The 25056-nt window shown below is 70.4% G+C and carries 20 protein-coding genes and 2 pseudogenes; 14 read left to right on the top strand and 8 right to left on the bottom strand.

Annotated features, from left to right (window positions below; all coding sequences use genetic code 11):
- The first annotated feature begins 35 nt into the window (after nt 1-35).
- The gene (locus L2X99_RS17185; RefSeq protein ID WP_236125693.1) at nt 36-923 is read left to right on the top strand and encodes a LysR substrate-binding domain-containing protein; all 888 of its coding nucleotides are present in this window, start codon (nt 36-38) and stop codon (nt 921-923) included.
- Nucleotides 924-1257: 334 nt separating this feature from the next.
- Here L2X99_RS17185 and L2X99_RS17180 read toward each other — a convergent pair whose 3' ends face one another.
- The 4 genes and pseudogenes from L2X99_RS17180 to L2X99_RS17165 form a co-directional block, all read right to left on the bottom strand.
- Nucleotides 1258-2124 carry a DNA-methyltransferase gene (locus L2X99_RS17180; RefSeq protein WP_236135944.1) on the bottom strand — a complete coding sequence of 289 codons (867 nt, stop codon included), beginning with the start codon at nt 2122-2124 and terminating at the stop codon, nt 1258-1260.
- Between the two features lie 174 nt (nt 2125-2298).
- Nucleotides 2299-3347 (bottom strand): annotated as a pseudogene (locus L2X99_RS17175) (lipoate--protein ligase family protein).
- Between the two features lie 148 nt (nt 3348-3495).
- A complete protein-coding gene (locus tag L2X99_RS17170; RefSeq protein ID WP_236135447.1) occupies nt 3496-4371 on the bottom strand; it encodes an alpha/beta fold hydrolase in 876 nt (291 codons plus the stop codon).
- A 113-nt stretch (nt 4372-4484) separates the two neighbouring features.
- Nucleotides 4485-5216, bottom strand: coding sequence for a copper homeostasis protein CutC (locus L2X99_RS17165; RefSeq protein WP_236125694.1), 732 nt, complete (start codon nt 5214-5216; stop codon nt 4485-4487).
- A gap of 99 nt (nt 5217-5315) precedes the next feature.
- Here L2X99_RS17165 and L2X99_RS17160 point away from each other — a divergent pair, with 99 nt between their 5' ends.
- From L2X99_RS17160 to L2X99_RS17120, 9 genes are all read left to right on the top strand, one after another.
- A complete protein-coding gene (locus L2X99_RS17160; protein WP_236125695.1) occupies nt 5316-5756 on the top strand; it encodes a MarR family winged helix-turn-helix transcriptional regulator in 441 nt (146 codons plus the stop codon).
- A 5-nt stretch (nt 5757-5761) separates the two neighbouring features.
- Nucleotides 5762-7132, top strand: coding sequence for an MFS transporter (locus tag L2X99_RS17155; RefSeq protein WP_236126790.1), 1371 nt, complete (start codon nt 5762-5764; stop codon nt 7130-7132).
- Between the two features lie 2 nt (nt 7133-7134).
- Nucleotides 7135-8331 carry a multidrug effflux MFS transporter gene (locus L2X99_RS17150; protein ID WP_236135943.1) on the top strand — a complete coding sequence of 399 codons (1197 nt, stop codon included), beginning with the start codon at nt 7135-7137 and terminating at the stop codon, nt 8329-8331.
- Nucleotides 8332-8446: 115 nt separating this feature from the next.
- Complete coding sequence (locus L2X99_RS17145; protein ID WP_236135446.1) at nt 8447-10051, top strand: molybdopterin-dependent oxidoreductase; 1605 nt, start codon at nt 8447-8449, stop codon at nt 10049-10051.
- 183 nt (nt 10052-10234) lie between these two features.
- The gene (locus tag L2X99_RS17140) at nt 10235-11221 is read left to right on the top strand and encodes an ABC transporter ATP-binding protein (RefSeq protein ID WP_236125698.1); all 987 of its coding nucleotides are present in this window, start codon (nt 10235-10237) and stop codon (nt 11219-11221) included.
- Complete coding sequence (locus L2X99_RS17135; protein WP_236125699.1) at nt 11218-12828, top strand: ABC transporter permease; 1611 nt, start codon at nt 11218-11220, stop codon at nt 12826-12828. The genes L2X99_RS17140 and L2X99_RS17135 overlap by 4 nt, the downstream gene beginning before the upstream one ends.
- Before the next feature lie 66 nt (nt 12829-12894).
- Complete coding sequence (locus L2X99_RS17130) at nt 12895-13347, top strand: GbsR/MarR family transcriptional regulator (RefSeq protein ID WP_236135445.1); 453 nt, start codon at nt 12895-12897, stop codon at nt 13345-13347.
- 56 nt (nt 13348-13403) lie between these two features.
- Nucleotides 13404-15284 (top strand): BCCT family transporter, encoded by a 1881-nt coding sequence (locus tag L2X99_RS17125; protein ID WP_236135444.1) that lies wholly within the window; start codon nt 13404-13406, stop codon nt 15282-15284.
- Nucleotides 15285-15336: 52 nt separating this feature from the next.
- Complete coding sequence (locus L2X99_RS17120) at nt 15337-15615, top strand: hypothetical protein (protein WP_236135443.1); 279 nt, start codon at nt 15337-15339, stop codon at nt 15613-15615.
- Between the two features lie 100 nt (nt 15616-15715).
- On the opposite strand, the gene rocD is transcribed toward L2X99_RS17120, so the two are convergent.
- The 3 genes and pseudogenes from rocD to L2X99_RS17105 form a co-directional block, all read right to left on the bottom strand.
- Complete coding sequence (rocD, locus tag L2X99_RS17115; RefSeq protein WP_236125701.1) at nt 15716-16933, bottom strand: ornithine--oxo-acid transaminase; 1218 nt, start codon at nt 16931-16933, stop codon at nt 15716-15718.
- A 1-nt stretch (nt 16934) separates the two neighbouring features.
- Complete coding sequence (ddaH, locus tag L2X99_RS17110) at nt 16935-17798, bottom strand: dimethylargininase (protein WP_236125702.1); 864 nt, start codon at nt 17796-17798, stop codon at nt 16935-16937.
- 155 nt (nt 17799-17953) lie between these two features.
- Nucleotides 17954-21759, bottom strand: a pseudogene (locus L2X99_RS17105) (proline dehydrogenase family protein).
- A gap of 69 nt (nt 21760-21828) precedes the next feature.
- On the opposite strand from L2X99_RS17105, the gene L2X99_RS17100 reads away from it, so the two are divergent.
- Genes L2X99_RS17100 through L2X99_RS17085 form a run of 4 tightly spaced genes read left to right on the top strand, consistent with a single transcriptional unit; the run spans nt 21829 to nt 23697 of the window.
- Nucleotides 21829-22074, top strand: coding sequence for a hypothetical protein (locus L2X99_RS17100; protein ID WP_236135442.1), 246 nt, complete (start codon nt 21829-21831; stop codon nt 22072-22074).
- The gene (locus L2X99_RS17095) at nt 22062-22481 is read left to right on the top strand and encodes a hypothetical protein (protein ID WP_236135441.1); all 420 of its coding nucleotides are present in this window, start codon (nt 22062-22064) and stop codon (nt 22479-22481) included. The genes L2X99_RS17100 and L2X99_RS17095 overlap by 13 nt, the downstream gene beginning before the upstream one ends.
- A complete protein-coding gene (locus L2X99_RS17090) occupies nt 22478-23107 on the top strand; it encodes a hypothetical protein (protein ID WP_236125704.1) in 630 nt (209 codons plus the stop codon). The genes L2X99_RS17095 and L2X99_RS17090 overlap by 4 nt, the downstream gene beginning before the upstream one ends.
- Nucleotides 23104-23697 (top strand): hypothetical protein, encoded by a 594-nt coding sequence (locus tag L2X99_RS17085; RefSeq protein WP_236125705.1) that lies wholly within the window; start codon nt 23104-23106, stop codon nt 23695-23697. The genes L2X99_RS17090 and L2X99_RS17085 overlap by 4 nt, the downstream gene beginning before the upstream one ends.
- Nucleotides 23698-23701: 4 nt before the next feature.
- On the opposite strand, the gene L2X99_RS17080 is transcribed toward L2X99_RS17085, so the two are convergent.
- Nucleotides 23702-25051 carry a hypothetical protein gene (locus L2X99_RS17080; protein WP_236125706.1) on the bottom strand — a complete coding sequence of 450 codons (1350 nt, stop codon included), beginning with the start codon at nt 25049-25051 and terminating at the stop codon, nt 23702-23704.
- Nucleotides 25052-25056 lie beyond the last annotated feature (5 nt).

The raw sequence follows: 25056 nt of genomic DNA, 5'->3' as shown, positions 1-25056 counted from the left end.
CCGAGACGAAACGCGCCAATTCCCGAAGGAGCCGGATGTTCGAGCTGCGCAGGCTGCGGATGCTGCACGAGCTGGCGCTGCGCGGAACGATCGCAGAGGTCGCCGCATCCCTCTCCTACAGCCCCTCGACCGTGTCGCAGCAGCTGTCGCTGCTGGAGCGCGAGGCCGGCGTCGCCCTGCTCGAACCGGACGGCCGGCGGGTGCGACTGACACCGGCAGGACGGATTCTCGCCGAGCACGCCGCCCGGGCACTGGAGCTCGATGAGGCGGCCCGCGCCGCCCTGACCACCGACCTGAGCGCCCTCGAACCGGCGCGGATCGCCGCCATGCCGACCGCCGCCGAGACGATCGTGCCCGCGGCGCTCACGATCCTCGCCGAGCGGATGCCGCGGTTGCGCGTCGAGCTCGCCGAGCTGCCGCCGGAGGAGAGCCTGTTCGAACTGGCCGCCCGTCGCTTCGACCTGGTGATCGCCGAGCAGTATCCCGGGCACACCCGCGAACGCCACGACGGTGTCGATCATGACCTGCTCGGCGAGGACCCGATCCGCATCGCCCTGCCGCCGACGGAGAAGCCCGCGCCGCTGCACGCGCTGCGCGATCGCGCCTGGGTGATGGAGCCGGCAGGCACGGCCGTTCGGCAGTGGGCCGTGCAGCAGTGCCGGGCGGCGGGCTTCGAGCCCGATGTCCGGTTCGAAGCAGACGACCTCACCGCTCACGTGCGGCTGGTCGAGGCGGGACACGCGGTGGCGATGATCCCCGATCTCATCTGGGGGTCGTCGCAGCCGACGACCACCCTGGCCGATCTGCCGGGGCATCCGGTGCGTGAGGTGTTCACCGCGGTGCGCACCGCCGCGCGCGACGACGACCGCATCCGTGCCGTCCGCGACGCCCTCGCCGAGGCGTTCGCCACCCGCGGTCGTTGAGTGACACCCCGGTCGCTGACCCTCCGGTCGTTGAGCGACACCCCGGTCGCTGACCCTCCGGTCGTTGAGCGACACCCCGGTCGCTGACCCTCCGGTCGTTGAGCGACACCCCGGTCGCTGACCCTCCGGTCGTTGAGTGACACCCCGGTCGCTGACCCTCCGGTCGTTGAGCGAGCGAGGAACGAGCGAGACGAAACGCCCCACGTCGCGGGTGACCCGCCTCCGGTCGCCCCGCGAGCGAAGCGAGACGAAACGCCCCATCGTCCGCCACACAGCCCGCGACGTTTCGGCTCGCTCCTCCGTCGCTCGCGGGGCGGCCCGGAAGAGGACGACGTCAGGCGCCGGGGAGGGTCCGGACCTCGGCGTGCGGCATCCGATCGCGCATCACGCGGATCGCCTCGGGGTTCGAGTCCACGAGCACGGCGTCGCGTCCCAGGGCGGATGCCACGGCGCCGGTCGTCCCCGACCCGGCGAAGAGGTCGAGCACCCGATCCCCGGGCCGGCTCGACGCCTGCACGATGCGCCGCAGCACGCCCTCGGGCTTCTGCGTCGGGTATCCGGTCTTCTCCCGCCCCGTGGTCGGCACGATCGTGTGCCACCAGACATCCGTCGGCAGCTTTCCCCGGGCGGCCTTCTCGGGTGTGACGAGCCCCGGCGCCATGTACGGCTCGCGATCCACGGCATCCGAGTCGAAGAAGTGCGCGCCGGGCGTCTTGACGTACACCAGGATCGTGTCGTGCTTCGTGGGCCATCGTCGCCGCGACTTGGCGCCGTAGTCGTATGCCCAGATCAGCTCGTTCAGAAAGGCGTCGCGTCCGAATGCGGCGTCGAGCATGACCTTCGCGTAGTGCGCCTCACGGTAGTCCAGATGCAGGTAGAGCGTGCCGTCGTCGGCGAGCAGCCGCCACGCCTGCTCGAGTCGAGGCATCAGGAAGTCGCCGTAGTCGTCGAACCGGTCGTCGTAGGTGTGCAGCATGCTGCGCACCCGCTCGTAGCGGTGGCCGTGGAACCCCTGGCTGGTCTCGCCGCGCGCAGCGGATGCGGCATCCGTCGCATCCGCGGCATCCGCATCCGACCGGGTCGCGACGACGCGCTCGCGCGTCTGCGGCCTGCCGGTGTTGAACGGCGGGTCGAGGTAGATCAGCGTGAACGAGCCGGATGCCAGGGTCTCGGCGACCGCGAGATTGTCGCCCTCGATGATCTCGACCGTCCCGGCGACGGGCTCGGGCGCGGCGCCTGACTCCGCGGGCGCTTCGCGCGGACTTGTGCGCTTCCCGCGGCCCGGCGTCCCGGATCCATCCGCGGGAGGCGCACTTCTCCGCGCGGCGTGCCCGGGCCCTCCCGCGGGATCGGGCTCGGTCACGGCTTCCCGCACTCAGGGAACACGGTGCAGCCACGCCTCGGTGGCGAACTTCGACTCGACGAGCGCCTCGGCGTCGGCGTACTCGTCGGGGGTGATGCCGCCGTCCTCGGCGCCGGCGAGCGAGCGGAACGTGGACTTGAAGCGCTCGATGATCTCGGCGCGCGGCAGGCCGGTCTGGCTGCGCAGCGGATCGACCCGCTTGGCCGCCGAGGTGGTGCCCTTGTCGCTGAGCTTCTCGCGGCCGATGCGCAGCACCTCGGTCATCATCTGCCCGTCGATGTCGTACGACAGCGTGGCGTGGTGCAGCACTCCGCCGTTGGCGAGGCGCTTCTGCGCGGCACCGCCGATCTTCCCGGTCGGCGAGGCGATGTCGTTCAGCGGCTGATAGGTCGCGTCTATCCCGAGCGAGCGCAGCGCCTGCAGCACCCAGTCGTCGAGGAACGCGTACGAGTCGGCGAAGGTCATCCCCTGCACGAGGGATGCGGGGACGTACAGCGAATACGTGATGATCTGCCCAGCGGCCATGAGCATCGCCCCGCCGCCGGAGATCCGTCGCACGACGTCGAACCCGTGCCGAGCGGCACCCTCGGGATCGACCTCGTTGCGGTACGACTGGAACGACCCGATCACGACGGCCGACTCGTCCCACTCCCAGATGCGCAGCGTCGGCTTGCGACGGCCCTCGCCGACCCGGCCGGTGAGCACCTCGTCGAGCGCGAGGTTCATCCGTGGCGACACGGCCTTCTCGTGCACGATCTCCCAGTCGAAGTCGCGCCAGCCCGGCGCGGTCACGAGGGCCCGGCGCACCGCGGTGCCGACCGCCTCGGGAGAGAAGCCCAGCAGCTGGGCGCCGTCGGGCAGGGCGCCGCGGACCGCGGCGGCGATCGTCGAGGCGTCGGCCTCGACCGGCATCCCCTCGACGGCGGCGTTGATGTCGTCGAGAGCGGCGTCGGGCTCGAGGAAGAAGTCGCCGGCGAGGCGGAAGTCGCTGATCACGTCGCCGTGCACCTCGAGGTCGACGACGACCAGCTTCCCCCGGGGACCTTGTACTCACCGTGCATGGATCCAGCCTACTGAGCGACCGCACGCCCCGGTCGTCGAGCGAGCGAGCCTGTGACCGAGGCGAAGCGCCCCCGCTCATCTGAAAGCGTTTCGTCACTTCGACTCGCTCCGCTCGCTCAGTACGGCGCTCGCTCCTTCGTCGCTCGCTCAACGACCAGGGGGTGATGCCGGGACGTGCTTGTCCAGCCAGGCGAGCACGTCGGCGCGGACCTGCTGCTGATCGAGATCGTTGAAGATCTCGTGCCGAGCGTCCGGGTAGACCAGCGTCGTGACATCCGTGAGGCCGGCGCGCTTGCGGTAGCCGTCGGCCAGCTTGTGCACGCTGTGCGGCCCGCCGACCGGATCGTCGCGGCCGACCAGGAGCAGCACCGGCACGTCGTGCCCGAGGTCCTTGCGCGGCCGGCCGTACAGTCGCGCCGCTTCGACGAACCCGAACAGCTGCAGCAGCGGCACCTCGGTCGTGAGCGGGTCGTCGTGGAAGTCCTGCCACACCTGCGGGTCGCGCGAGAGCCACTCCAGTCCGTCGGCGTCAGGCCCCTTCCACTTGGCGTTCAGCGGCAGGGCGTTCAGGTCGAGCGGGGTGAGGTGCGCGGATCCGCTGAGGATCACCGCGTCATATGCCTCGGGGTGCGCATTCAGCAGCTTCTGCGACAGGAACGATCCCCACGAGTGCCCGAGGAGCACGAGAGGCAGTCCCGGATGCTCGGACTTGATGATGCCGGTGAGCTGCCAGAGCGCGTCGGTCGTGGCGCGGATGCCGCCCCTGCCGAGACGCCCCAGCTTGGCGGGGTCGTCCCACTGCCGGATGCCGGTGCGCCCGTGCCCGCGGTGGTCGTCGGCGTAGACGTGGAATCCGGCGGCGGTGAGCGCATCGATCAGCGCACCGTAGCGCCCGGCGTGCTCGCCGACCCCGTGCAGCAGCTGCACGACGCCCCTCGCCTCGCCCTGCGCCTGATACACGTCGTAGACGATCGCGATGCCCTCGCCGTCGATGAACTCCGTCGTCCTCGCCTCAGCAGCCATGCGCTCGAGTCTACGGATGTGCCGAGACCCCGCCTGAACGGCGGCGAACCAGACGGTGCCTCGACGACCAGACGGTGCCTCGACAACCAGACGGGGGTCTCGGCCGGGATGCGTCAGAGCCCGAGCGCGCGGACGATGGCGAGCGCGGCCTGCGGGTCGGTGACCTCGTGTCCGCCGTCGGCCGCCGATCCCATCTTCACATCGCCGTCGGCGAACACCATCCGCTTGGCCGAGAAGTGCACCGCGTCCACGCCGACCCTGGCGATCTCGGCGACGTTGGAGGCGTCGATGCCGCCGCCGGCCATGATCTGGATGCCGCCGGCCGCCTCGGCGACCAGGTCGCCGAGCAGGTCCACGCCGTCGATCGCGGACGACCGGCCCCCGGAGGTGAGCACGCGCCGCACCCCGAGCTCCCGCGCGATGCGCAGGCTCGCCAGCGGGTCCGGCGTCACGTCGATCACGCGATGAAGCGTGACGGATGCTCCGCCCGCGGCATCCACCAGCCGGGCCATCGCGTCGCGGTCCAGCGACCGGTCCGCGCCCTGGCATCCGATCACGACGCCTGCCGCACCGGCCTCGAGCGCGAGCCGGATGTCGTGCTCCATCAGGGCGACCTCGTCGCGGTCGTAGCGGAACCCGCCCGCGCGGGGCCGCACCAGCACGTGCACCTCGACCTCTCCGGCCGAGGCCTCGACCGCACGGTCGAGCGTCGCCGGCGAGGGCGTCAGCCCGCCCAGCGCGAGGGCCTGGGTGAGCTCGACGCGCGCCGCGCCGATCTCCCGGGCGATGCGTACTCCGGCGGTGTCCTGAACAGCGAGTTCGAGCGCGATGGTCACGGAGTCCATTCTGGCCCGTGCCACACGAACCGCGGAACCTCACTGGCATCGCGCCGATCCGGATCGGACATCGCTTTCCGAAAAGAATTTAGTTAGACTAGCTAGATAGTGACTGCTTCCGACGAATCCCTGCACGCCGCCGCCGTCGACCTTCGGCTCGCGACCTTCCGCCTGGCCAGGCGGCTGCGGCGCGAGCGCGCCGTGGACTCGATGAGCGATGCGCAGTTCGCCGTGCTCGCCACCCTCCGCGCCCATGGCAGGGCGACGCTCGGGTCGCTCGCCGAACGCGAGCACGTCTCCGCGCCGTCGATGAACCGCACGGTGAACTGCCTCGAGGAGTCAGGCCTGATCGTCCGCGTCCCCGACGAGGACGACCGCCGCCGCGTGCAGATCGACATCACTCCCGAGGGCAATGCCATCGTCGCCGACACGATCAGCAAGCGCGACACCGCGCTCGCGGTCGCCCTCGCCGGACTCGACTTCACCGAGGACGAGCTGCAGACCCTGCGCGAGGCCAGCGCCCTGATGCGGAAGGTGGCCGAGCGGTGAGCCAGATGTTCCGGTCGTTCGCGACCTTCAACTACCGCACCTGGTTCTTCGGCGCCGTCATCTCGAACATCGGCGGCTGGATGCAGGCCACCGCACAGGACTGGGTGGTGCTCACCGAGCTCACCGACAACGACGCCACCGCGATGGGCGTCACCATGGCGCTGCAGTTCGGCCCGCCGCTCGTGCTGGTGAGCCTGACCGGCTGGGTGGCCGATCGCTTCGACCGCCGGAAGGTGCTGCTGGCGACGCAGTCCACCCTGATGACTCTCGCTGTCGCGGTCGCCGTGCTGCTGCTGACCGACGTGATGACGCTGCCGCTGATGTGGCTGTTCGCGCTGTGCTTCGGCATCACCAACGCCTTCGACGCCCCGGCCAGGCAGGCGTTCGTCTCCGACATGGTGAGCCTGGAGGACACCTCGAACGCCGTCGCCCTGAACTCGGCGTCGTTCAACATGGCGCGCCTGATCGGGCCTGCGGTCGGCGGTGTGCTCATCGTCGCGATCGGCTCGGGCTGGGTGTTCATCGCCAACGCGGTCACCTTCCTGGCGATGCTCGTCGCGCTGCTGCTGATCCGCAAGGGCGAGCTCATCCCGCGGGCCAAGAACAGGCGCGGCGGGGGCGGACTGGCCGCCGGATTCCGCTACGTCATGGGGCGCGGCGACCTGAAGGTCGTGTTCGTGATGGTCTTCCTGATCGGCGCGTTCGGCATGAACTTCCCGATCTTCGCGTCGACCATGGCGCTGGAGTTCGGCCGGGGAGCCGACGGCTACGGACTGCTCAGCTCGGTGCTCGCGATCGGCTCGCTGGCCGGCGCTCTGCTCGCCGCACGGCGCGACCGCGCCCGGGTGCGCGTGCTGGTGATCGCCGCGGGCGGGTTCGGTGCAGCATCCATCGTCTCGGCGGCGATGCCCGTGTACGCGGCGTACGCCGTCGTCCTCACCTTCGTCGGATTCTCGACGGTGACCATGCTGACCACGGCGAACGGGTACGTGCAGACCACGACCGATCCCGCGCTGCGCGGACGCGTGCTCGCACTGTACATGGCCGTCGTGATGGGGTCGACCCCGATCGGCGCGCCGATCGCCGGCTGGATCGTCGACACGTTCTCGGCCCGCACCGCGATCGTGGTGGGCGGTGTGGCGGGCCTGCTCGCCTGCGCGATCGGCGTGAGCTGGATGATGTGGTCGGGCCGGCTGCATCGCCGGGAGGACGCGCGGTTCCTGCTCACCCTCGATGAGACCCGGCCGGTGTCGGTGGTGCGGGCGATGGAGCCGACGTCGTACAGCGACCCGGCGGCCTCGGCCACCCCGATCCGCCTGCCGGACGCCGACGCGGGACGCGCGACGAAGCCCGACCCCGAGCCGACCGGCGCGTGAGCATGGCGACACGGCATCCGCGCTCCCTCATGCTGGCGCTGGGCGCACTGACCGCCTTCGGTCCGATCTCTCTCGATGTGTACCTGCCCTCGCTGCCGCAGCTGGGGACCGACCTCGGGGCATCCGAGTCGCTCACCCAGTTCACGATGAGCGCCTGCATGATCGGTCTCGCCGTGGGGCAGCTGCTGTGGGGACCGATCAGCGACCGATACGGCCGGCGGATGCCGCTGATCATCGCAGTCGGGGGATTCGTGATCACCTCGGTGCTGTGCGCGCTCGCGCCGACGATCGGCGTGCTGATCGCGATCCGGCTGGTGCAAGGGCTGTGCGGTGCCGGCGGCATGGTGATCGCGAGGGCGGTGGTGCACGACCTGTTCTCCGGCGCCGAGGCCATGGCCGCATTCTCGACGCTCGCCGCGGTGATGGGCGTGGCGCCGGTGCTCGCGCCCCTCATCGGCGGTGCGGTCGTGACCTTCAGCGACTGGCGGGGCGTGTTCGTGGCCCTCGCCATCATCGGCGCTCTGCTGCTGGCGGTGTCGGTGCTGTTCGTCCCGGAGTCGCTGCCCGGCGGCGGCCGCACGAGCGGCGGCATCCGCAACGACTTCCGCGGCATCGGATCGGCCCTCGCCGACCGCGGCTTCATGCTCACGGCGCTGACGCTCTCGCTCGCGGGCATCGTGCTGTTCACGTACCTGCAGCTGTCGCCGTTCGTCCTGCAGACGCAGTACGGACTGAGCGCACAGGGTTTCGCGGCGGTGTTCGCGGCGAACTCGCTCGGCATCCTCGGCGCCGCGCAGCTGAACCGCCGCCTGGCAGGACGGGTGCCCGGCGAACGGATGGTGCGCCTGGCACTCACCGTCGGACTCGCCGCCGCGATCGCGATGCTCCTGGCCGCGGTGACGTCGTCGGCTCTGCCCTGGCTGCTCGCGCCGTTGTTCGTCGCGGTGTCGACGCACGGGGTGAACAACCCGGCGCTGACCGCGCTGGCGCTCGGGCGCATCACGCGCGGTGCCGGTTCGGCATCGGCCGTGCTGGGCACGATGACCCTGCTGGTCGGGGCCCTCGTGCCGCCGCTGGTGTCGTCGTTCGGCGTCTCGGCGACATTGCTGGGTGCGACGATGGTGGCGGCCCTCGCCGCCGCACTGGTGCTGACCCTGCTGACCCGCCGCTCGGGCGCGGCATCCGATTCGCGCGACTGATCCTCTCTGCTGCCCGGATGCAGCCGTTCGCGCGATCCGAGGACGGCGGATGCCGGGATCTTACGAGTCGGTGAGAATCGGGACGCCTGCGCCCCGGCGCTCGTACCCTGAGAACATGGGCGGGTCGGCACGGTGGGCAGCCGCAGCGGCGGGAGTCGCAGCGGCGCTCCTCGGCGCGGGGGCCGGAGAGCTGGTCGCCGCGCTGTTCGCCCCGACGTCGAGTCCGTTCGCGGTCGTCGGCGGTGCGCTGATCGACGCCGCACCCGCCTGGGCGAAGGACACCGCGATCGCGTGGTTCGGCACGAACGACAAGATCGCACTGCTGGTGGGGATCGGCATCGTGCTGCTCGCAGCATCGGCCGTCGCCGGCCTCTGCGAGGCCCGCTGGCCGAGGTCCGGAGTCATCGCGTTCGCCGTTCTCGGGGTCGGCGTCGGCATCCTCGCCCTCACCAGACCGGATGCCGGATTCACCGCCTGGGTCCCGTCGGTGCTCGCCGGCACTGCGGCCGCGGTCGCCCTGCGCCTGCTCATGCGCCTCGTCCCCGTCGCCGCGCAACGGATGCAGGCAGGAAGCACACCTGCAGGCACGATGCCCGGCGTGTCCGCCGACGAACGCGACAGCGTGCCTGCATCCGTATCGGGAACCGGCACCGTGTCCCGCCGCAGGTTCCTCGCCTGGGCCACCGGCACCGCGGTGGCCGGAGCCGTCCTCGCCGCAGCCGGCTCGCTGGCCCGTGCCGGCTCGACGGCCGTCACCGCGGTCCGCGAAGCCATCCGCCTGCCCCGCGCGGCCTCCCCCGCCCCGGCGACCCCGGCGGATGCCGAACTCGGCACCCCCGGACTCACCCCGCTGATCACGCCGAACCAGGACTTCTACCGCATCGACACTGCCCTCGTCGTGCCCTCGGTGGATCCCGTCGATTGGCGACTGCGCATCCACGGTCTGGTCGCCCACGAGGTGACACTGACCTGGGACGAGCTGCTCGCACTGCCCCTCCAGGAGACGGCCGTCACCCTGTCGTGCGTGTCGAACACCGTCGGCGGAGACCTGGTCGGCAACGCGGTGTGGCTCGGCTACCCGATCCGTGAACTGCTGAAGCGGGCGCAGCCCGATGCCGACGCCGACATGGTGCTCTCCACCTCGGTCGACGGGTTCACCGCCGGCACTCCGCTCGAGGCGCTCACCGACGACCGCGACGCGCTGCTCGCCATTGGCATGAACGGCGAGCCGTTGCCGCTCGAACACGGATTCCCGGTGCGGATGGTCGTACCGGGGCTGTACGGCTACGTGTCGGCGACGAAATGGGTCACCGATCTCGAGGTGACCCGGTTCGACCGCGCGACGGCCTACTGGACCGACCGCGGCTGGTCCGCGAAGGGGCCGATCAAGCTGCAGTCCCGCATCGACGTGCCGCGCGCCCGCACCCCGATCCCGTCCGGCGACACCATGATCGCCGGCGTCGCGTGGCAGCCACACGCCGGCGTCTCCGGTGTCGAGGTGCAGATCGACGACGGCCCCTGGCAGCGCGCGGAGCTGGCCAGCGCGATCTCGGACGACACCTGGGTGCAGTGGGTGCTGCCCTGGCAGGCGGATGCCGGCGAGCACGAGCTCCGCTGCCGCGCGATCGGTTCCGACGGAGAGGCCCAGACCGGGGCATCCGCTCCCCCGGCACCGGACGGCGCGACGGGCTGGCACACGGTGGCCGTCTCGGTCGGCTGATGCCCCCCTGGCTCCGGTCTCACTCGTTGTGGGTGTTCGGCCGGAGCACCCACAACGAGTGAGACCGGAACTGGCAGGCGAACGGCATCGGCGAACGGCATCGGCGAGGGTTTCGCGAGGGTTTCGTCAGGATCGCATTCACGTAGTTCACGAATTCATGAAATAGGTGTACCGTCGCCTCTCATGAACACCATCATCAGCACGCGCGGTCTGACCAAGACCTACGGTCGCGTGCACGCGCTCGACGGACTCGACCTCGAGGTGGAAGCCGGTCAGGTGCACGGCTTCCTCGGCCCGAACGGCGCAGGCAAGTCCACCACGATCCGCATCCTGCTGGGCCTCGCCCGCCGCTCCGGCGGGGAGGCCTCCGTGTTCGGTGAAGAGCCGTGGCACGCGGCGTCCCGCCTGCACCGGCGCATCGCCTACGTGCCGGGCGACGTCAGCGTATGGCCGAACCTCTTCGGCGGTGAGGCGATCGACTTCCTCGCCCGCCTGCGCGGGGCGAACACCAAGGACCGTGACTACCGCGCCGAACGGGAGCGGCTGATGGCCGCCTTCCAGTTCGACCCCCGCAAGAAGGGGCGCGCCTACTCGAAGGGCAACCGGCAGAAGGTCGCACTCATCGCCGCGTTCGCCGTGCCCGCCGAGCTTTACATCCTCGACGAGCCGACCAGCGGGCTGGACCCGCTGATGGAGGTCGTCTTCCGCGACGAGATGCACCGGCTGCACGACGCCGGTGCGACCGTGCTGCTGTCCAGCCACATCCTCTCCGAGGTCGAGCTGCTCTGCGACCGCGTCAGCATCATCCGTGCCGGCAGGATCGTCGAGAGCGGCACGCTCTCCGAGCTGCGCCACCTGACGCGCACCGAGGTGTCGTTCGAGGCGACGGATGCCTCCGCCCTCGCCGGCCTCCCCGAGGCGCACGACGGCGCCGTCGGAGAGGGTCGCGCCCGGTTCACCGTCGACAGCGATGCCATCCCCGCCGTGCTTCCGGTGCTCTCGCAGCGCGCCGTCCCTGGCCTGCGGATCGAGCCGCCCTCCCTCGAGGAGCTGTTCCTGCGGCACTACGGCGACGATCTCGCCGCCCTCCGCGCCGCCGAGGACCCTTCGACAGGCTCAGGGACCCACCCGCGAAGGTCGCGCCGCGCCCACGAGAAGGTGTCGCGATGATCACTCTGCTGAAGCAGCGTCTGCGCCGGGACTGGCTGCAGCTGCTGCTCTGGATCCTCGCCACCGTGCTGATGGCCGCCGCCGGCTTCGCCGGGGTCACCCAGTCGTACTCCACGCACGCCGACCGCGTCGATGTGCTCGCCGCGGTGATGGCCAACCCGGTCATCATGATGTTCCGCGGGCTGCCCTCCGGGGCGTCGGAGGGCGCGTTCCTCTCCTTCGAGATCCTGCCCTGGCTGACCATGCTCGCCGCACTCATGAGTACCTTCCTCGCGGTGCGGCACACCCGCGGCGACGAGGAGGCTGGACGCTCCGAACTCGTCGCCGCCACCCCGGCCGGGCGCTTCAGGCCGACCGTGGCGACGCTCATCCTCGGGCTGGCGGCGAACCTCGTGCTCGGACTGCTGGTCGCAGCATCCCTCATCGGATCCGGTGTCGACGCAGAGGGCTCCTGGCTGACCGGCGCGGTAACGGCCACGACGGGCATCGCGTTCCTCGGCATCGGGCTGATGGCCGCACAGCTGATGCGCACCTCGCGCGGGGCGAACGCCCTCACCGTCTGGATCCTCGTCGCCACGTTCCTGGTGAACGGCATCGGCAACGTCGCGGGCACGCCCAGCGACGATCTGACCAGCATCGAGAGCGCGTGGCCGGTGTGGCTGTCGCCGTTCGGCTGGGCGGAGCAGGCCCGGCCGTACGATGCGAACGACTGGTGGCCGGCCCTGTTCGGTCTCGCGTTCGGGCTGGTACTGGCGGCGGTCGCGATCGCCCTGCAGTCCGTGCGCGACATGGGCGAGGGGTTCGTCCCCGCGCGCGTCGGACGCCGGTACGCCCGCGGCACCCTCGCCAGCCCGCATGCCCTGGTGTGGCGCCTCACCTACAGCGGCATCATCGGCTGGGCCGTCGGTGGCGCGCTGCTCGGCATCCTGGCCACGACCCTGAGCGGGCTCGCCGGCGAGATCTCCGGTTCCAACCCCGCCGTCGAGGACATTCTGAACAAGATCGCGCAGGCCGGGTCGATCGACGAGACTCTGATCACGGTGTTCTTCACGATGCTGGGAGTGCTCGCCGCCTGCGCCGCCGTGCAGATCGTGGTCCGCGCGCGGCAGGAGGAGGCGCACGGCACCGCCGAGAACGTGCTCGCACAGCCCGTGGGCCGTGTCCGATGGCTCGCCGACTACGTGCTCGTGGCCACCGTCGCGGTGCTCATCATCGCCGGCGCCGCGATGGGCGCGGCCTACCTGGGCCTGGTCGCGAACGAGGGCGAGGCCGAACTGTTCCGCGTGGTCACCGTGGTGGGACTCGGGCAGGCCCTCGCCGCCTGCGTGTTCATCCTGATCGCCGCCGTCCTGTTCGTGCTGATCCCGAGGGCGACCATCCCTCTGGCATGGGCGGCGGTGCTGCTCGCGACGGTGTTCGGGATGTTCGGACCGCTGTTCGGGCTGCCGGAGTGGACCACCAGGTTCTCGCCGTTCGCGGTCTCGCCGATCGTCGCGAACGGCGATGTCGATCTGCGCGGCCTGTGGTGGCTCGTGCTCGCGGTCGTCGTCGGTGCCGTGGCATCCCTGTCGCTGATGCGCCGGCGCGAGCTGCATCCGGTGGCCTGACCGTCCCCGGGTGAAAGGATGGGACCATGACGGGCGAGGACGACAGCATCGCGCACCTCGGCGTGGATGCCGCCGGAGGGCGCGGCCGCGGTGATCACCGCGGTCGGCTTTCCGAGGATGCCGGCACGCGTGATGATGGCGCTGATCGCCGCGCCCTCCGGCGGCTACACCGCGGGCGAGCTCGGCGATCGCCTCGGCGTGAGCGCTGCCGCCGTGTCGGGCGCGGTCCGCTACCTGCAGACCCTGCACATCATCCGCCGGGTCTCCCGCCCCGATCAGCGCCTCGCCCGCTACGAGATCATCTCGGATGCCTGGTACGGGATGATGGCGAGCAACTCCCCGGTCTATGAGCGCCTCGCCGGCTACATCGACGAGATCGGCGCCGCGCATTCGGCGGATCACGCGGCCACGGTGCGCGCCGGGGAGATGGCCGAGTTCTTCCGGTTCATGGCGCGGCGGATGCCGCAGCTGATCGACGAGTGGGAGACGCAGCGCGCCGAGCAGCTCCTGGCCGACTGATCCGACGCGCCCTGCATACCCTGTCGCCGGGAAGAGCCCGCGGATAGCGTGTACGCATGACCGGAGACAAGGGCGGGGCTGATCCGACGCAGACGGCGCAGAGAACGAGGCCGGAAGCGAAGCGCCGGGAACCACAGGTGCTGAGGTGGGTGTTCTGGCCCTCCGCGGCGATCGTCGTGCTGTTCGTGCTGTTCGCGCTGCTGGCGCCGGCCGTCGCCGAGGCGCTGTTCCAGACGATCCAGACCACGATCGTCAACGCCTTCAACTGGTACTACGTGCTGATCGCGGCGTTCTTCGTCGCGTTCTGCCTGTTCCTCGGCTTCAGCCGGTTCGGCGACATCAAACTCGGACGCGACGACGAGGAGCCGGAGTTCTCGCTGATGAGCTGGTTCTCGCTGCTGTTCGCAGCGGGCATGGGCATCGGCCTGGTCTTCTACGGAGTGAGCGAGCCGCTCAGCCACTTCACGAATCCGCGCCCGGGCGTCACCGGCACGCCGGAGCAGCTGGCGCAGGCCGCGCTCGGGCAGACGTACCTGCACTGGGGCGTGCACGCCTGGTCGATCTACGTGGTGATCGGCCTGGCTCTGGCATACGCCATCCACCGCCGCCGCCGTCCGGTGTCGATCCGCTGGACCCTCGAGCCGCTGCTCGGCAAGCGGGTCGAGGGCGGCTGGGGGCACGCGATCGATGTCATCGCCCTCGTCGGCACCCTGTTCGGCGTGGCGACCTCGCTCGGTCTCGGCGTGCTGCAGATGAGCTCGGGGCTGCACACGGCCGGCATCGCCGATCCCGACGAGACCACGCAGATCATCCTCATCCTGATCATCTCGGTGTTCGTGCTGATGTCGGTGCTTTCCGGCGTGACCAAGGGCATGAAGTGGCTGTCGAACGCCAACCTCGTGCTCGCGGGGCTGCTCGTGCTGTACCTGCTGGCCGTCGGGCCCACCGAGTTCCTGCTGCGCGACTTCGTGCAGTCGATCGGCTACTACATCCAGAACTTCGTCGGGCTCTCGTTCAACGTCAGCGCGTTCCAGGGCGAGGCCGGAGAGCAGTGGCAAGCGTCCTGGACGTCGTTCTACTGGGGCTGGTGGATCTCGTGGGCGCCGTTCGTGGGCATCTTCATCGCCCGCGTCTCGAAGGGCCGCACGGTGCGCGAGTTCGTGATCGGCGTGATCCTGGTCCCGACCCTGCTCGGCATCCTCTGGTTCTCGGTGCTCGGCGGCTCCGCACTGGCGATGGAGCTGGCGAACCCGGGCACCCTGACCGGCCCCGACGGCGAGGTCGACCTGCAGGGGGCGCTGTTCGAGATGCTGCAGCACGTGCCGGGGTCGGCGATCGTCAGTATCGGCGCCATCGTGCTGCTCGCGATCTTCTTCGTCACCTCGGCGGACTCCGGCGCACTGGTGATGGGCATGATCGCCACCGGCGGCAAGCCGGAGCCGAAGCGCTGGATCCGCACGTTCTTCGTCGTGATCACCGCGCTGCTGGCGATCTCGCTGCTGCTGTCGGGCGGCCTCACGGCGCTGCAGACCGCGGCGATCACGATCGCCCTGCCGTTCTCGGTGGTGATGCTGCTGATGTGCTGGTCGACCGTCGTGGCGTTCACCCGCGAGCGGCGGGCGTACGCGAAGGCCGAACGCGCCCAGTTCATCGACCGGATCGGCGAGTACTACGGCCTCGAGGTCGAATCGCACGACGAGACCGGTCTGCTGGGTGCGCAGCCGCGCTGGATGCGCAAGATCCAGCGCCGCTTCGGCCTGCCTGTGGCGCCGACGGAGCCGATCCGCATCACTCCCGGTGCCCTGTCCCTGGAGAACCGCGGCGACGCGTCCCCCTCGACGCTCGACATCGACGAGCTGGTCGGCGAGGACGAGCTGGCCGGCCTCGACGATCCGACCGTGCCTCAGCAGGACACCGGGCCCTTCCTCAAGGAATGACCGCTGTCAATGCCCTGTGCGATCGCTCATGCCGGCACGCTACCCTGCCGGCATGAGCGATCCGCAGAACGAGAGCCATCAGCATGCCGGGCAGTACCCGCACACTCCGGGCCAGGATCCGGCGGGCAGCGGCGAGCCCCGGCTGCCCGGCGGGCACACCGGCCTTCCGGAGGACAACCCGGCGCACAACACCGCCCCGGACGGACGATACAGCGGCGGGCAGGACGCACCGCTCGGCGGTGACGCGAACACCGAGGACCAGCTCGAGGCCGATACCGCCGTCGAAGCCGATGCGCTGAAGAGTCTCGACCCCGACGACACCCCGGCCTGACGCCCCTCCAGCCCCGCGGGCTTCCCCAGAGTCCGCGGGTACCCAAGGCCCGCGGACTTCCCCAGAGTCCGCGGGCCCCACTTCACGAGGAGCCGGGAGTTCAGACCTCGAGCACCAGCCGGAGCTGTTCGACGGCCCAGTCCAGCTCGATCGCACGCACCACCAGCGGCGGCGCGATGCGGATGGTCTGACCATGCGTGTCCTTGACGAGCACGCCGCGCTCCATGAGCTTCTCGGCGACCTCCCGTCCGGTGCCGAGCGCCGGATCGATGTCGACGCCGGCCCACAGGCCTGCGATGCGCACCGCGGTCACACCGTGTCCGATCAGCGGTTCGAGGGCGCCGGCGAGGTGCTCGCCGAGCGTGCGGGCGCGCTCCTGGAACTCACCGGTCTCGAGCATCTCGACGACGCGCAGGCCGACGGCCGCCGACAGCGGGTTGCCGCCGAAGGTCGAGCCGTGCTCGCCGGGGCGGATGACGCCGAGCACGTCGCGGTCGCCGACGACGGCCGACACCGGCAGGATGCCGCCGCCGAGCGCCTTGCCCAGCAGGTACAGGTCGGGCACGACTCCCTCGCGGTCGCAGGCGAAGGTCTCGCCCACCCGGCCGAGGCCGGACTGGATCTCGTCGGCGATGAACAGCACGTTCCGCTCGTCGCAGATCTCCCGGATGCGGCGAAGGTAGCCCTCCGGCGGGATGATGACGCCGGCCTCGCCCTGGATCGGCTCGACGAGCACCGCGACCGTGTCATCGGTGATGGCGGCGGCGATGGCATCCGCGTCTCCGTACGGAACCTGGTCGAAACCGGGCGTGAACGGGCCGAACGGCGCGCGCGCCTCCTCGTCGTCGCTGAAGCTGACGATCGTGGTGGTGCGGCCGTGGAAGTTGCCCCTGGCGACGACCACACGGGCCTTGCCGTTCTCGACACCCTTCACCCGGTAGCCCCAGGCGCGCGCGACCTTGATGCCGGTCTCGACGGCCTCGGCGCCGGTGTTCATCGGCAGCACGATCTCCTTGCCGCACAGCCGGGACAGGGCCTCGGCGAACGGCTCGAGACGGTCGTTCATGAACGCGCGGCTGGTCAGCGCTACGCGGCCGAGCTGCTCGGTGAGCGCGGCGACGACGGCCGGGTGCTGGTGACCGAAGTTCACGGCCGAGTAGGCGGCCAGCAGGTCGAGGTAGCGCTTGCCCTCGACATCCGTCACCCACGCGCCCTCGGCGCGCGCGATGACGACCGGCAGCGGTGCGTAGTTCGTGGCGACGTGGGGCTCGAGAGCCGTGCCGAGCACCTGGGTCGCAGAGCCTGTCGAAGCGCCCATGTCAGGCACCCCGCAGTTCGAGCGTGCAGCACTTGATGCCGCCGCCGCCGAGCAGCAGCTCGGACAGGTCGACCGTGAGCGGGTTGTAGCCGCGCTCGCGCAGCTGCTTCTCGAAGCCGGTGGCGCGCGGCGAGATGATGACGTTGTAGCCGTCGCTCGCGGAGTTCAGGCCGAAGACGGCACCGTCCTCGTCGGCGACCAGGATCGCGTCGGGGAAGCGCTCGGCGAGGATCTTCTGGGATGCCTCGTCGAAGGCGTGCGGCAGGTAGGCGATGCCGGCGGTCTGCCCGGGCTCGACGACCGGGTCGAGCACGGTCAGCGCGGTGTCGAGGTGGTAGAAGCGCGCGTCGACGAGGGTGAGCGTGACGACCTCGCGGTCGAAGACCTCGTGCACTTCGCGGTGGCTGTCGCCGGCGGAGCGGAAGCCGGTGCCGGCGAGGATCACGTCACCCGCGAGCAGGAAGTCTCCCTCGCCCTCATTGATCTCCTTCGGGAGGACGGTGTCGAAGCCGTTGGCACGGAACCATTCGGCGAACGCCGGTGCCTCGCCCTTGCGCTCCTCGTAGTAGAACGACGGCACGTATGCGCGGCCGTCGATGACGAAGCCGCCGTTGGCCGTGTAGACCATGTCGGGGTACGCGGCGAGCGGCTCGATGAGCTCGACCTCGTGGCCCAGCTCGAGGTACAGGTCGTACAGCTTCTGCCACTGCTCGAGCGCCCGGGCGGTGTCCGTGGGGTTCGCCGGCTCCATCCACGGGTTGATCGAGTAGTTCACCGTGAAGTGCTCGGGGCGGCACATCAGGTAGCGGCGGTGATGGGCGATGCGGGCCGGTGCGACGGCGGTCGCGGTCTCAGGCGTCGACATGGATGCTCCTTGAGATCAGGATGCGGCGGACGCTGTCCAGGGGCCCGGCGGAAGTTCGACCCGCACTCGACTCAGAGCCGGGGAAGATGCGCGAGGGCACGCCATGCCTCATTTTCGCACGCCGGATGCTCCGCACGCCAACGCCGGACCGATCGTCAGATGATGCCGGCGCTCCAGTCGTCGAGGTTGCCGAAGCGGTGCGCGGTGATCGAGATGGCCTGCTCGTGCACGAACGGCAGCAGTTCGATGCGGCCCGCCGTGGTGACCTCTCCGGCGTACACCGCGATGTCCGGGTCGCCGCCGACCCCGACGGCCATCGCCCGGTGCAGCTGCGCGACCGCCTCCCGCCCGCCGACCAGGCGCACCCGGCCGGGCATCGGCGAGCGGTCGATCACGGCCTCGACGCCCTCCTCGTCCGCGGCATCCGCTCCCCGCATGCGATCGATCCACTCCGCGTCGGTCTCGACCGAGATCGGCAGATCGAGGATGCCGAGGGTGCGGCGCACCGCCGCAGGAAGGCCGTCGGGAACGGAGAGCAGGAACGGGGATCCGGCGCGGATGCCGGCGATCACCACGCGCAGCACGTCGGCGAGCCCGGCATCCGCCGTCGCGCGCACCGCGACCGGCACCGGACGGTACCGGAACAGGTTGCGCTCCACGATCAGCCGCGACACGTCGCGCACCTGCCCGAACTCGCGATCCCACGCGACGGCGTCCGACAGCGCGGCCTGGCGCAGGCGCTCGAACTGCTCGAACTCCAGCGAGGGCTGAGCCGACTCGATCACATCGGTGATCCGGCTGTCGAGACCGCGCAGGTGCAGCGTGCTCGACGTCTTGCCGCCGGACTGCGCGCGCCAGGAGCCCAGTCCGATGAGGTAGTTCGGCCCGCCGGCCTTCGCACCCGCGCCGACCGACGACCGCTTCCACCCGCCGAAGGGCTGGCGCTGCACGATCGCGCCGGTGATGCCGCGATTCACGTAGAGGTTCCCCGCCTGCACCCGGTCGAGCCAGACCGCCAGATCGTCGGGGTCCTGTGTGTGCAGTCCAGCGGTCAAGCCGTACGCCACCTGGTTCTGCAGGGTGATCGCCTGCGACAGGGTGTGCGCGTGCATGATCCCGAGCATCGGCCCGAAGAACTCCTCCAGGTGCGTGCGCGAGCCCGGGCGCACACCGGTGCGGATGCCGGGGGTCCAGAGCCGGCCGCTCTCGTCCCCTGGCACGGGTTTCGGCTGGATCAGCCACTTCTCGTCGCCCTCGAGCGTGGTGAGCGCCCATTCGAGCTTGCCCTGCGGCTTCTCGATGACCGGTCCCATCTCGGCCTCGGGATCCGACGGCCAGGCGACGTGCAGCGATCGCACGGCGTCGACCAGCTGGCGGGCGAAGCGCTTCGAGTGGCCGACCGGTCCGACCAGGATCGCGAGCGAGGCCGCAGAGCACTTCTGCCCGGCATGACCGAACGCGCTCCTGACCAGGTCGGCGACGGCCAGATCGAGGTCGGCCGTCGGGGCGATGATGATGGCGTTCTTGCCGCTGGTCTCGGCGAGCAGCGGCAGATCCGGACGCCACGATCGGAACAGCGCGGCCGTGTCCCACGATCCGGTCAGGATCACCCGGTCGACGTCGGGGTGCGTGATGAGCTGCTTGCCCAGTCCGGACTCCGAGATGTCGACCAGGGTCAGCACGTCGCGCGGCACGCCGGCCTGCCAGAGGCACTCCGCGATGACAGCGGCGCAGCGCCGGGCCTGATGGGCGGGCTTGAAGACCACGCCGGAACCTGCGGCGAGCGCCGCAAGCACGCCGCCGGACGGGATCGCGAGCGGGAAGTTCCACGGCGGTGTGACGACGGTCACGCGCGCCGGAGTGAACGCGGCACCTGCGATCGCGTCGAGTTCACGGGCGGTCGCCGCGTAGTACCGCGCGAAGTCCACGGCTTCGCTGACCTCGATATCGGCCTCGGAGAAGACCTTGCCGGTCTCGATCGCCGCGACCTCGATCAGCTCGGCGCGGCGGGCCTCGAGCGCGGCGGCCGCGCGCAGCAGGATCTCGGAGCGCTCCGCGGCGGGGCGGGAGCCCCAGGATGCTGCGGCATCCCGCACCCGTCCGACGGTTCGGGCGAGCATGTCCGCGTCGTCGATCCGCGCGGCGGCGACTGTGGAGAGCCCCAGCTGCGACAGTCCCGCAGCCGTGATGCGCTCGAACACGCCGCGCGCCCACTCCCGGTTGGCGGGGAGCGACGGGTCGCTGTCGACGGTGTTCTCGAATCCGGGGGCGCCTTCGCTCTGCGCGGCGGCGCTTCGGCCGCGCCGGATGCCGTCCGGCGATCCGGTGGTCTGCGCCCTGGCGGCCTCCTGCCGGGCGTACACCGCGGTCTGGAGGAAGTCATCCTCCACGGTATCCGGCCCGGTGCCGCGCGCGATGCCCAGCACGACGCCGGTCAGATCGACATCGCCGGCCGGAGCCGCGGATGCCGGGCGCACCGACTCGTGCGCCGGCGCCGTCCTGTTCTGGATGCGACGCGGACCGACGCGCAGTGAGCGGTCGCCGGAGCGGGTGACCGAGTCGAGGAACCGCATCCGCTCCCGTTCGAACAGCCGAGGATCGGTGCCGAGTTCGAGGGCGGCGGAGAGGAAGTTCTGCGGCGACGCGTTCTCCTCGAGCCGGCGCACCAGGTAGCTGATCGCGACGTCGAACTCGGCAGGCGCGACCACGGGCACGTACAGCAGCACGTTCCCGACCTCGCGGGAGACCGCCTTGACCTGACCCTGCGCCATTCCGAGCAGCATCTCGAACTCGACATCCTGGGTGCCTGAGCCTGTCGAAGGGCCCGCCACGCCTCTTCCCTGGCCAGAAGCCAGGCGTAGGCGATGTCGAACAGGTTGTGCCCGGCGACGCCGATCCGCACCGCGGCGGTGTTCTTCGGCTGCAGGGCCTCGTCGAGACAGCGCAGGTAGTTCCCGTCGGTGTCGAGCTTGGTGTCGTAGGGAGCGGGCGTCCACCCGTGCATGACGGCGTCGACGTGCTCCATCGCCAGGTTCGCGCCCTTGACGAGCCGCACCTTGATGCGCGCGCCGCCGCGCTCGACGCGTTCTCGTGCCCAGGCGGTCAGCTCGCGCAGCGCGGGGAGCGCGTCCGGCAGGTACGCCTGCAGCACGATCCCGGCTTCGAGGTCGCGCAGCCGGGGATCCTCGAGGATGCGGGTGAACACCGCGATGGTCAGGTCGAGGTCGCGGTACTCCTCCATGTCGAGGTTAATGAAGGTCTGGGTCCACTGGGTCCCTGAGCCTGTCGAAGGGCCGGCGGTGTCGTAGGCAGCGGTCAGGTAGAGCGGCAGGAGGCGCTTCGCCGTCTCCGCGACGACCTGGTCGAAGGCCCACATCGAGATGCGGCTGGTCACCGCCGACACCTTCACCGAGACGTAGTCGACGTCCGGCCGCCGGATGAGATCGTGGATGCCGTCGAGCCGTCGCTTGGCCTCGGCCTCGCCGAGCACGGCCTCGCCGAGCAGGTTGAGGTTCAGACGTGGCTGGGTCCCTGAGCCTGTCGAAGGATCGCGCAGCTTCTCGATCGCCGGCCCGAGCTTCTCGGGTCGGGCGTCGACGATGAGGTGGCCGACCATCTCGCGCAGCACCCGTCGCGCGATCGGCACCGTCGGCAGGGGCAGCACCGGCGCGACGGCTCCGCCGACGCGTACCGCGCCGCGCAGATACCACGGCAGGAATTCGGGCGCCAGCGGCGCGACCCGGTGCAGGGTGGATGCTGCGGCGCCGAGGCTCTCCGGACGCATCACGCCGTCGACGAAGCCGAGCGTGAACGGCAGCCCGTTGCGGTCCTGCAGCACTCCGGCGAGGCGCGCGGCGGCGGGGTCGACCTGCTCGGCGGCCTCCTCCGCCACCCAGCGGCGGGCGAGTTCCACCGCGGCGTCGGCGAGCCGCGTCCTTTCCTGCGAAGACGGCTCTGGCATGCCTCCAGCCTATGACCTGGGTTCCGCAGCGTCCGCGAACCTTATGCTTGTGCCGAAGGAGGGGCGCCCGTGGGGGAGAACGACGAGGCGGATGCCGACGCGACCAGGCGCGCGGAGTCCGAGGCGCGCCTGACCTCCTGGGCCCGGAAGACCGCGGACAAGGTCCCAACGGCCTGGATCATCACCGGCGCCGGTGCGATCCTGCTCGGCGCGACGGCCGCCTTCGGCGGCCTCTCCCGCAGCCTGAGCCGACACCCGCCGAGATCTCCGTGGGAGAGCACTACATCGGGTCCGATCTGGACATGTCCGTGGTGAGCGCCGCGGTGGGCGGCCCGATCAATGACCCCGACGACGGGCTGCGCTCGCTCGAGGTCGTCATGGACGTGACGAACGCGTACACCGAGCCGCGACTGGGCCGCTCTCCCCACACGATGGGCGGTGTCGGGATCGAAGGTGTCAGGCTCGACGGCGTCGAGGTCGAGCGCGTGTCGGACGGCTCGAACGTCCTCTACTTCCAGCCTGACGTGCCCACGCGCGTGCGACTGACCTGGGTGATCGACGAGGGCGATGTGACCGCGGGCGACGAGATCCGCGTCGTCCTGCCCCAATCGACGCGATTTCAGGGGTCGTTCGTCACGCGCGGAACCTACTGGGACGACATCCGCCCCGGCGCCTACGTGAGCGTGCACGTGGAAGAGCGGCCCGCGGAGGAACTGCCATGACGATCCCCGCCCCTCCACCGGCGACCGCTGCACCCGGAGCCGATCCGACCGCAGCCGTGAAGCGCTCGCACGGCCGCCGCTTCCTGCGCGCCGCAGTCCCCTGGACACTGTCGATCGCGATGGTCGTGGCGGCCTGGTTCCTGCTGCAGCTGCAGAAGCCCGATGACGCCGTCTACGACAGTTTCGTCACGAAGACCACGGTCGGTGAGTACGCTGCCGCCCGCAACCTGTCCGCGACGGTGACGGACGTCCGCGCCGGCCGCTCCGTGTCGGACGGCAAGCGCTGGAGCGCGGAGGGCACCTGGCTGGTCGTAGGCGTCGATGCCGCCACTCTGCAGACCGAGTTCGCGTCGCAGCTGCACGGAGAGCTGCGTATCGGCGACCGCATCTACCAGGCGACGGAACGCGGCGAGACCGGCCGGAACATGAGTCTCATCACCGGCGTTCCGCGGCACGGCAGCCTCGTCTTCGAACTGCCCGAAGGGCAGGTGAAGGGCGACGCAACCGTCGTACTGTCGTGGCAGAGCGATCACACCGCCGACGGTGTGATCGAAGTTGCCGTCGACCTCGACGACGTGCCGATGCAGTATGAGGTCACCCTCGACGAGATCGCGTGGGCGCGATGACGGATCAGCAGCCGGCGGAGCAACGGCTGAGCGCGGAACCGCGTCTACGGGCCTGGTGGCGCAGCAACGCCCTCGCGCTCGCCGCCCTGGCCGTGCTGTTGCCGGCCGTGATCCTCGGCACGGCGTGGTGGGGCTGGAAGCACACGTTCCCCGACTCCGGCCAGCCCCTCTGGGCTGTGGAGCCGACGAGCAAGGCCGGCACCGTCGATCTGAGAGGCGCGACGTGGGGTCCGGTGAAATCCAAGGCGCTCACCGACACGACGGGCCTCGACATTCCCCCGGAGGCCACGGTCATCCTGGTCGGCGTCGACGTGACGCCGCACGCGAAGAAGGCGCCCACCTGCATGACGCCCACGCTGGTCGAGCAGCGCAGTGGACGCACGTGGCAACCGGCCCGCTACGAGCTCGGTGTTCTCTCGAACTCGGACGAGCCGGACACCTGCGTCCCCACGCTGGAGGGCGAGACGGCGGAGCCGTACCAGCTGGTTCTGCCCTTCGTCGTGCCGGAGAACGCGAAGGGCCCGTACTGGGTCGTGATCGAGCCTCTGTATGCGAAGTCGAAGTTCGTGCGGTTCAGTATCGACCCGTGATCTCTCACGCGGGCGGCGCGGCAGCCGGCACCCGTGCGCCTGCAGGCAGCGATGCCGTCGGCAGCGCACCCGCGGCGGCGGTGATCGCCGCAGCATCCGCCTCCTCCGACGTGGTCGGCGCATCCACGTCGGTACGTGCGTCCTGAGCGCGGCGCAGCATCCCGAACGTCGTGTCGTAGGCGCCTGCGATGAGCGAGATCCGGATCGGCTCGATGATCAGTGGCGGCAGCAGATAGATCACCGGCCAGTACACCGACCAGAACAGGTTGAGATCGTGCGGTCCGATCAGGCGGCTCTCGCCGTACCGCAGCCAGGACTCCGCCACGATGACCACGGTGTACAGCAGCGCGTATGAGGCGATGATCACCGGCCCGGCGCGCCACATCAGCAGGATCGCCCGCCAGATCGGCAGGAAGCGCGAGCCGAGTTCGGTGCCGAGGTCGCGCAGCCGGCGCATCACCGGGTTCGGCACCCGGGCCGCGCGCTCGCGCATCTCCGCGACCAGCTTGTGCTGGATGCTGAGCTTCTCGGCGACGATCGCCTGCCCGTAGACGACACCGGCGACAGTCAGCCACGCCAGCGGAGCGAGCAGCACCGGACCCACCTGTGAGAGCAGCCAGCCGATGCCGTCGCCCAGCCACACGAACGGGGCGAACCAGCCCGAGATCGTCTCCCTGGCGTCGGCCACCCAGGCCATCGCCACGCGGGTGTCGACCCAGCCGTTCACCGAGTCCATGAAGTCGCCGAGCAGGATCAGTGAGAAGAAGACCCACACCACTTCGCAGTACACCGCGAGCAGCGAGAGCATCTTCGGCAGGCGTCCAGACCACCGGCCCCACGCCCAGCGCGCTGCGAAGGCGACGACGATGATCGACACCGTCCACACACTGAACGACAAATCGAGCACGTTATCGCCCGGATCGAACACCCTGTCGGTCATCAAGGTGGACTGGATCTCCTCGGTGTTCCTCGCCAGCGCCAGGCTCGCATACGACTGCACATCATCGCGCAGCATCCCCTGCGCCGAGTACACCGCGAAGAACGGCAGGATGCTCGCCAGCAGTGCGGTCAGGAAGGTACGACGTCGTTCGGCCGCCGACTCGGGCAGCGGGGCCACCGCCTGCAGCGATCGCAGGCCGTCGCGCAGCACCAGAAGCATTCCGACCATGCTGACCAGCCGGGCCAGCACCGCCACCGGCAGGATGAGCAGGGCGATCGTCGAGTTGTACGCGCCGACGAAACCGGCCAGCACGGTCACCCAGTAGTGCACCAGGATGCCGCCCAGGTACCACGCCAGCAGGGCAGGCCAATGCCACCAGAGCACGCGCCCGGTGGAGGAGAGGATGGCCAGCACGAGAA

The sequence above is a fragment of the Microbacterium sp. KUDC0406 genome (assembly GCF_021582875.1).
Classification (GTDB): domain Bacteria; phylum Actinomycetota; class Actinomycetes; order Actinomycetales; family Microbacteriaceae; genus Microbacterium.
The sequence above is the reverse complement of the archived record's forward strand: the minus strand, read 5'-3'. Positions and strand labels throughout refer to the sequence as shown.

Coding starts and splice junctions, on each gene's coding strand:
- L2X99_RS17185 (WP_236125693.1), top strand. CDS start 36: ATGTTCGAGCTGCGCAGGCTGCGGATGCTGCACGAGCTGGCGCTGCGC.
- L2X99_RS17170 (WP_236135447.1), bottom strand. CDS start 4,371: ATGGCTGCTGAGGCGAGGACGACGGAGTTCATCGACGGCGAGGGCATC.
- L2X99_RS17095 (WP_236135441.1), top strand. CDS start 22,062: ATGTCCGTGGTGAGCGCCGCGGTGGGCGGCCCGATCAATGACCCCGAC.
- L2X99_RS17090 (WP_236125704.1), top strand. CDS start 22,478: ATGACGATCCCCGCCCCTCCACCGGCGACCGCTGCACCCGGAGCCGAT.
- L2X99_RS17145 (WP_236135446.1), top strand. CDS start 8,447: ATGGGCGGGTCGGCACGGTGGGCAGCCGCAGCGGCGGGAGTCGCAGCG.
- L2X99_RS17130 (WP_236135445.1), top strand. CDS start 12,895: ATGCCGCCGGAGGGCGCGGCCGCGGTGATCACCGCGGTCGGCTTTCCG.
- L2X99_RS17165 (WP_236125694.1), bottom strand. CDS start 5,216: ATGGACTCCGTGACCATCGCGCTCGAACTCGCTGTTCAGGACACCGCC.
- rocD (WP_236125701.1), bottom strand. CDS start 16,933: ATGGGCGCTTCGACAGGCTCTGCGACCCAGGTGCTCGGCACGGCTCTC.
- L2X99_RS17085 (WP_236125705.1), top strand. CDS start 23,104: ATGACGGATCAGCAGCCGGCGGAGCAACGGCTGAGCGCGGAACCGCGT.
- L2X99_RS17150 (WP_236135943.1), top strand. CDS start 7,135: ATGGCGACACGGCATCCGCGCTCCCTCATGCTGGCGCTGGGCGCACTG.
- L2X99_RS17140 (WP_236125698.1), top strand. CDS start 10,235: ATGAACACCATCATCAGCACGCGCGGTCTGACCAAGACCTACGGTCGC.
- L2X99_RS17125 (WP_236135444.1), top strand. CDS start 13,404: ATGACCGGAGACAAGGGCGGGGCTGATCCGACGCAGACGGCGCAGAGA.
- ddaH (WP_236125702.1), bottom strand. CDS start 17,798: ATGTCGACGCCTGAGACCGCGACCGCCGTCGCACCGGCCCGCATCGCC.
- L2X99_RS17120 (WP_236135443.1), top strand. CDS start 15,337: ATGAGCGATCCGCAGAACGAGAGCCATCAGCATGCCGGGCAGTACCCG.
- L2X99_RS17155 (WP_236126790.1), top strand. CDS start 5,762: ATGTTCCGGTCGTTCGCGACCTTCAACTACCGCACCTGGTTCTTCGGC.
- L2X99_RS17135 (WP_236125699.1), top strand. CDS start 11,218: ATGATCACTCTGCTGAAGCAGCGTCTGCGCCGGGACTGGCTGCAGCTG.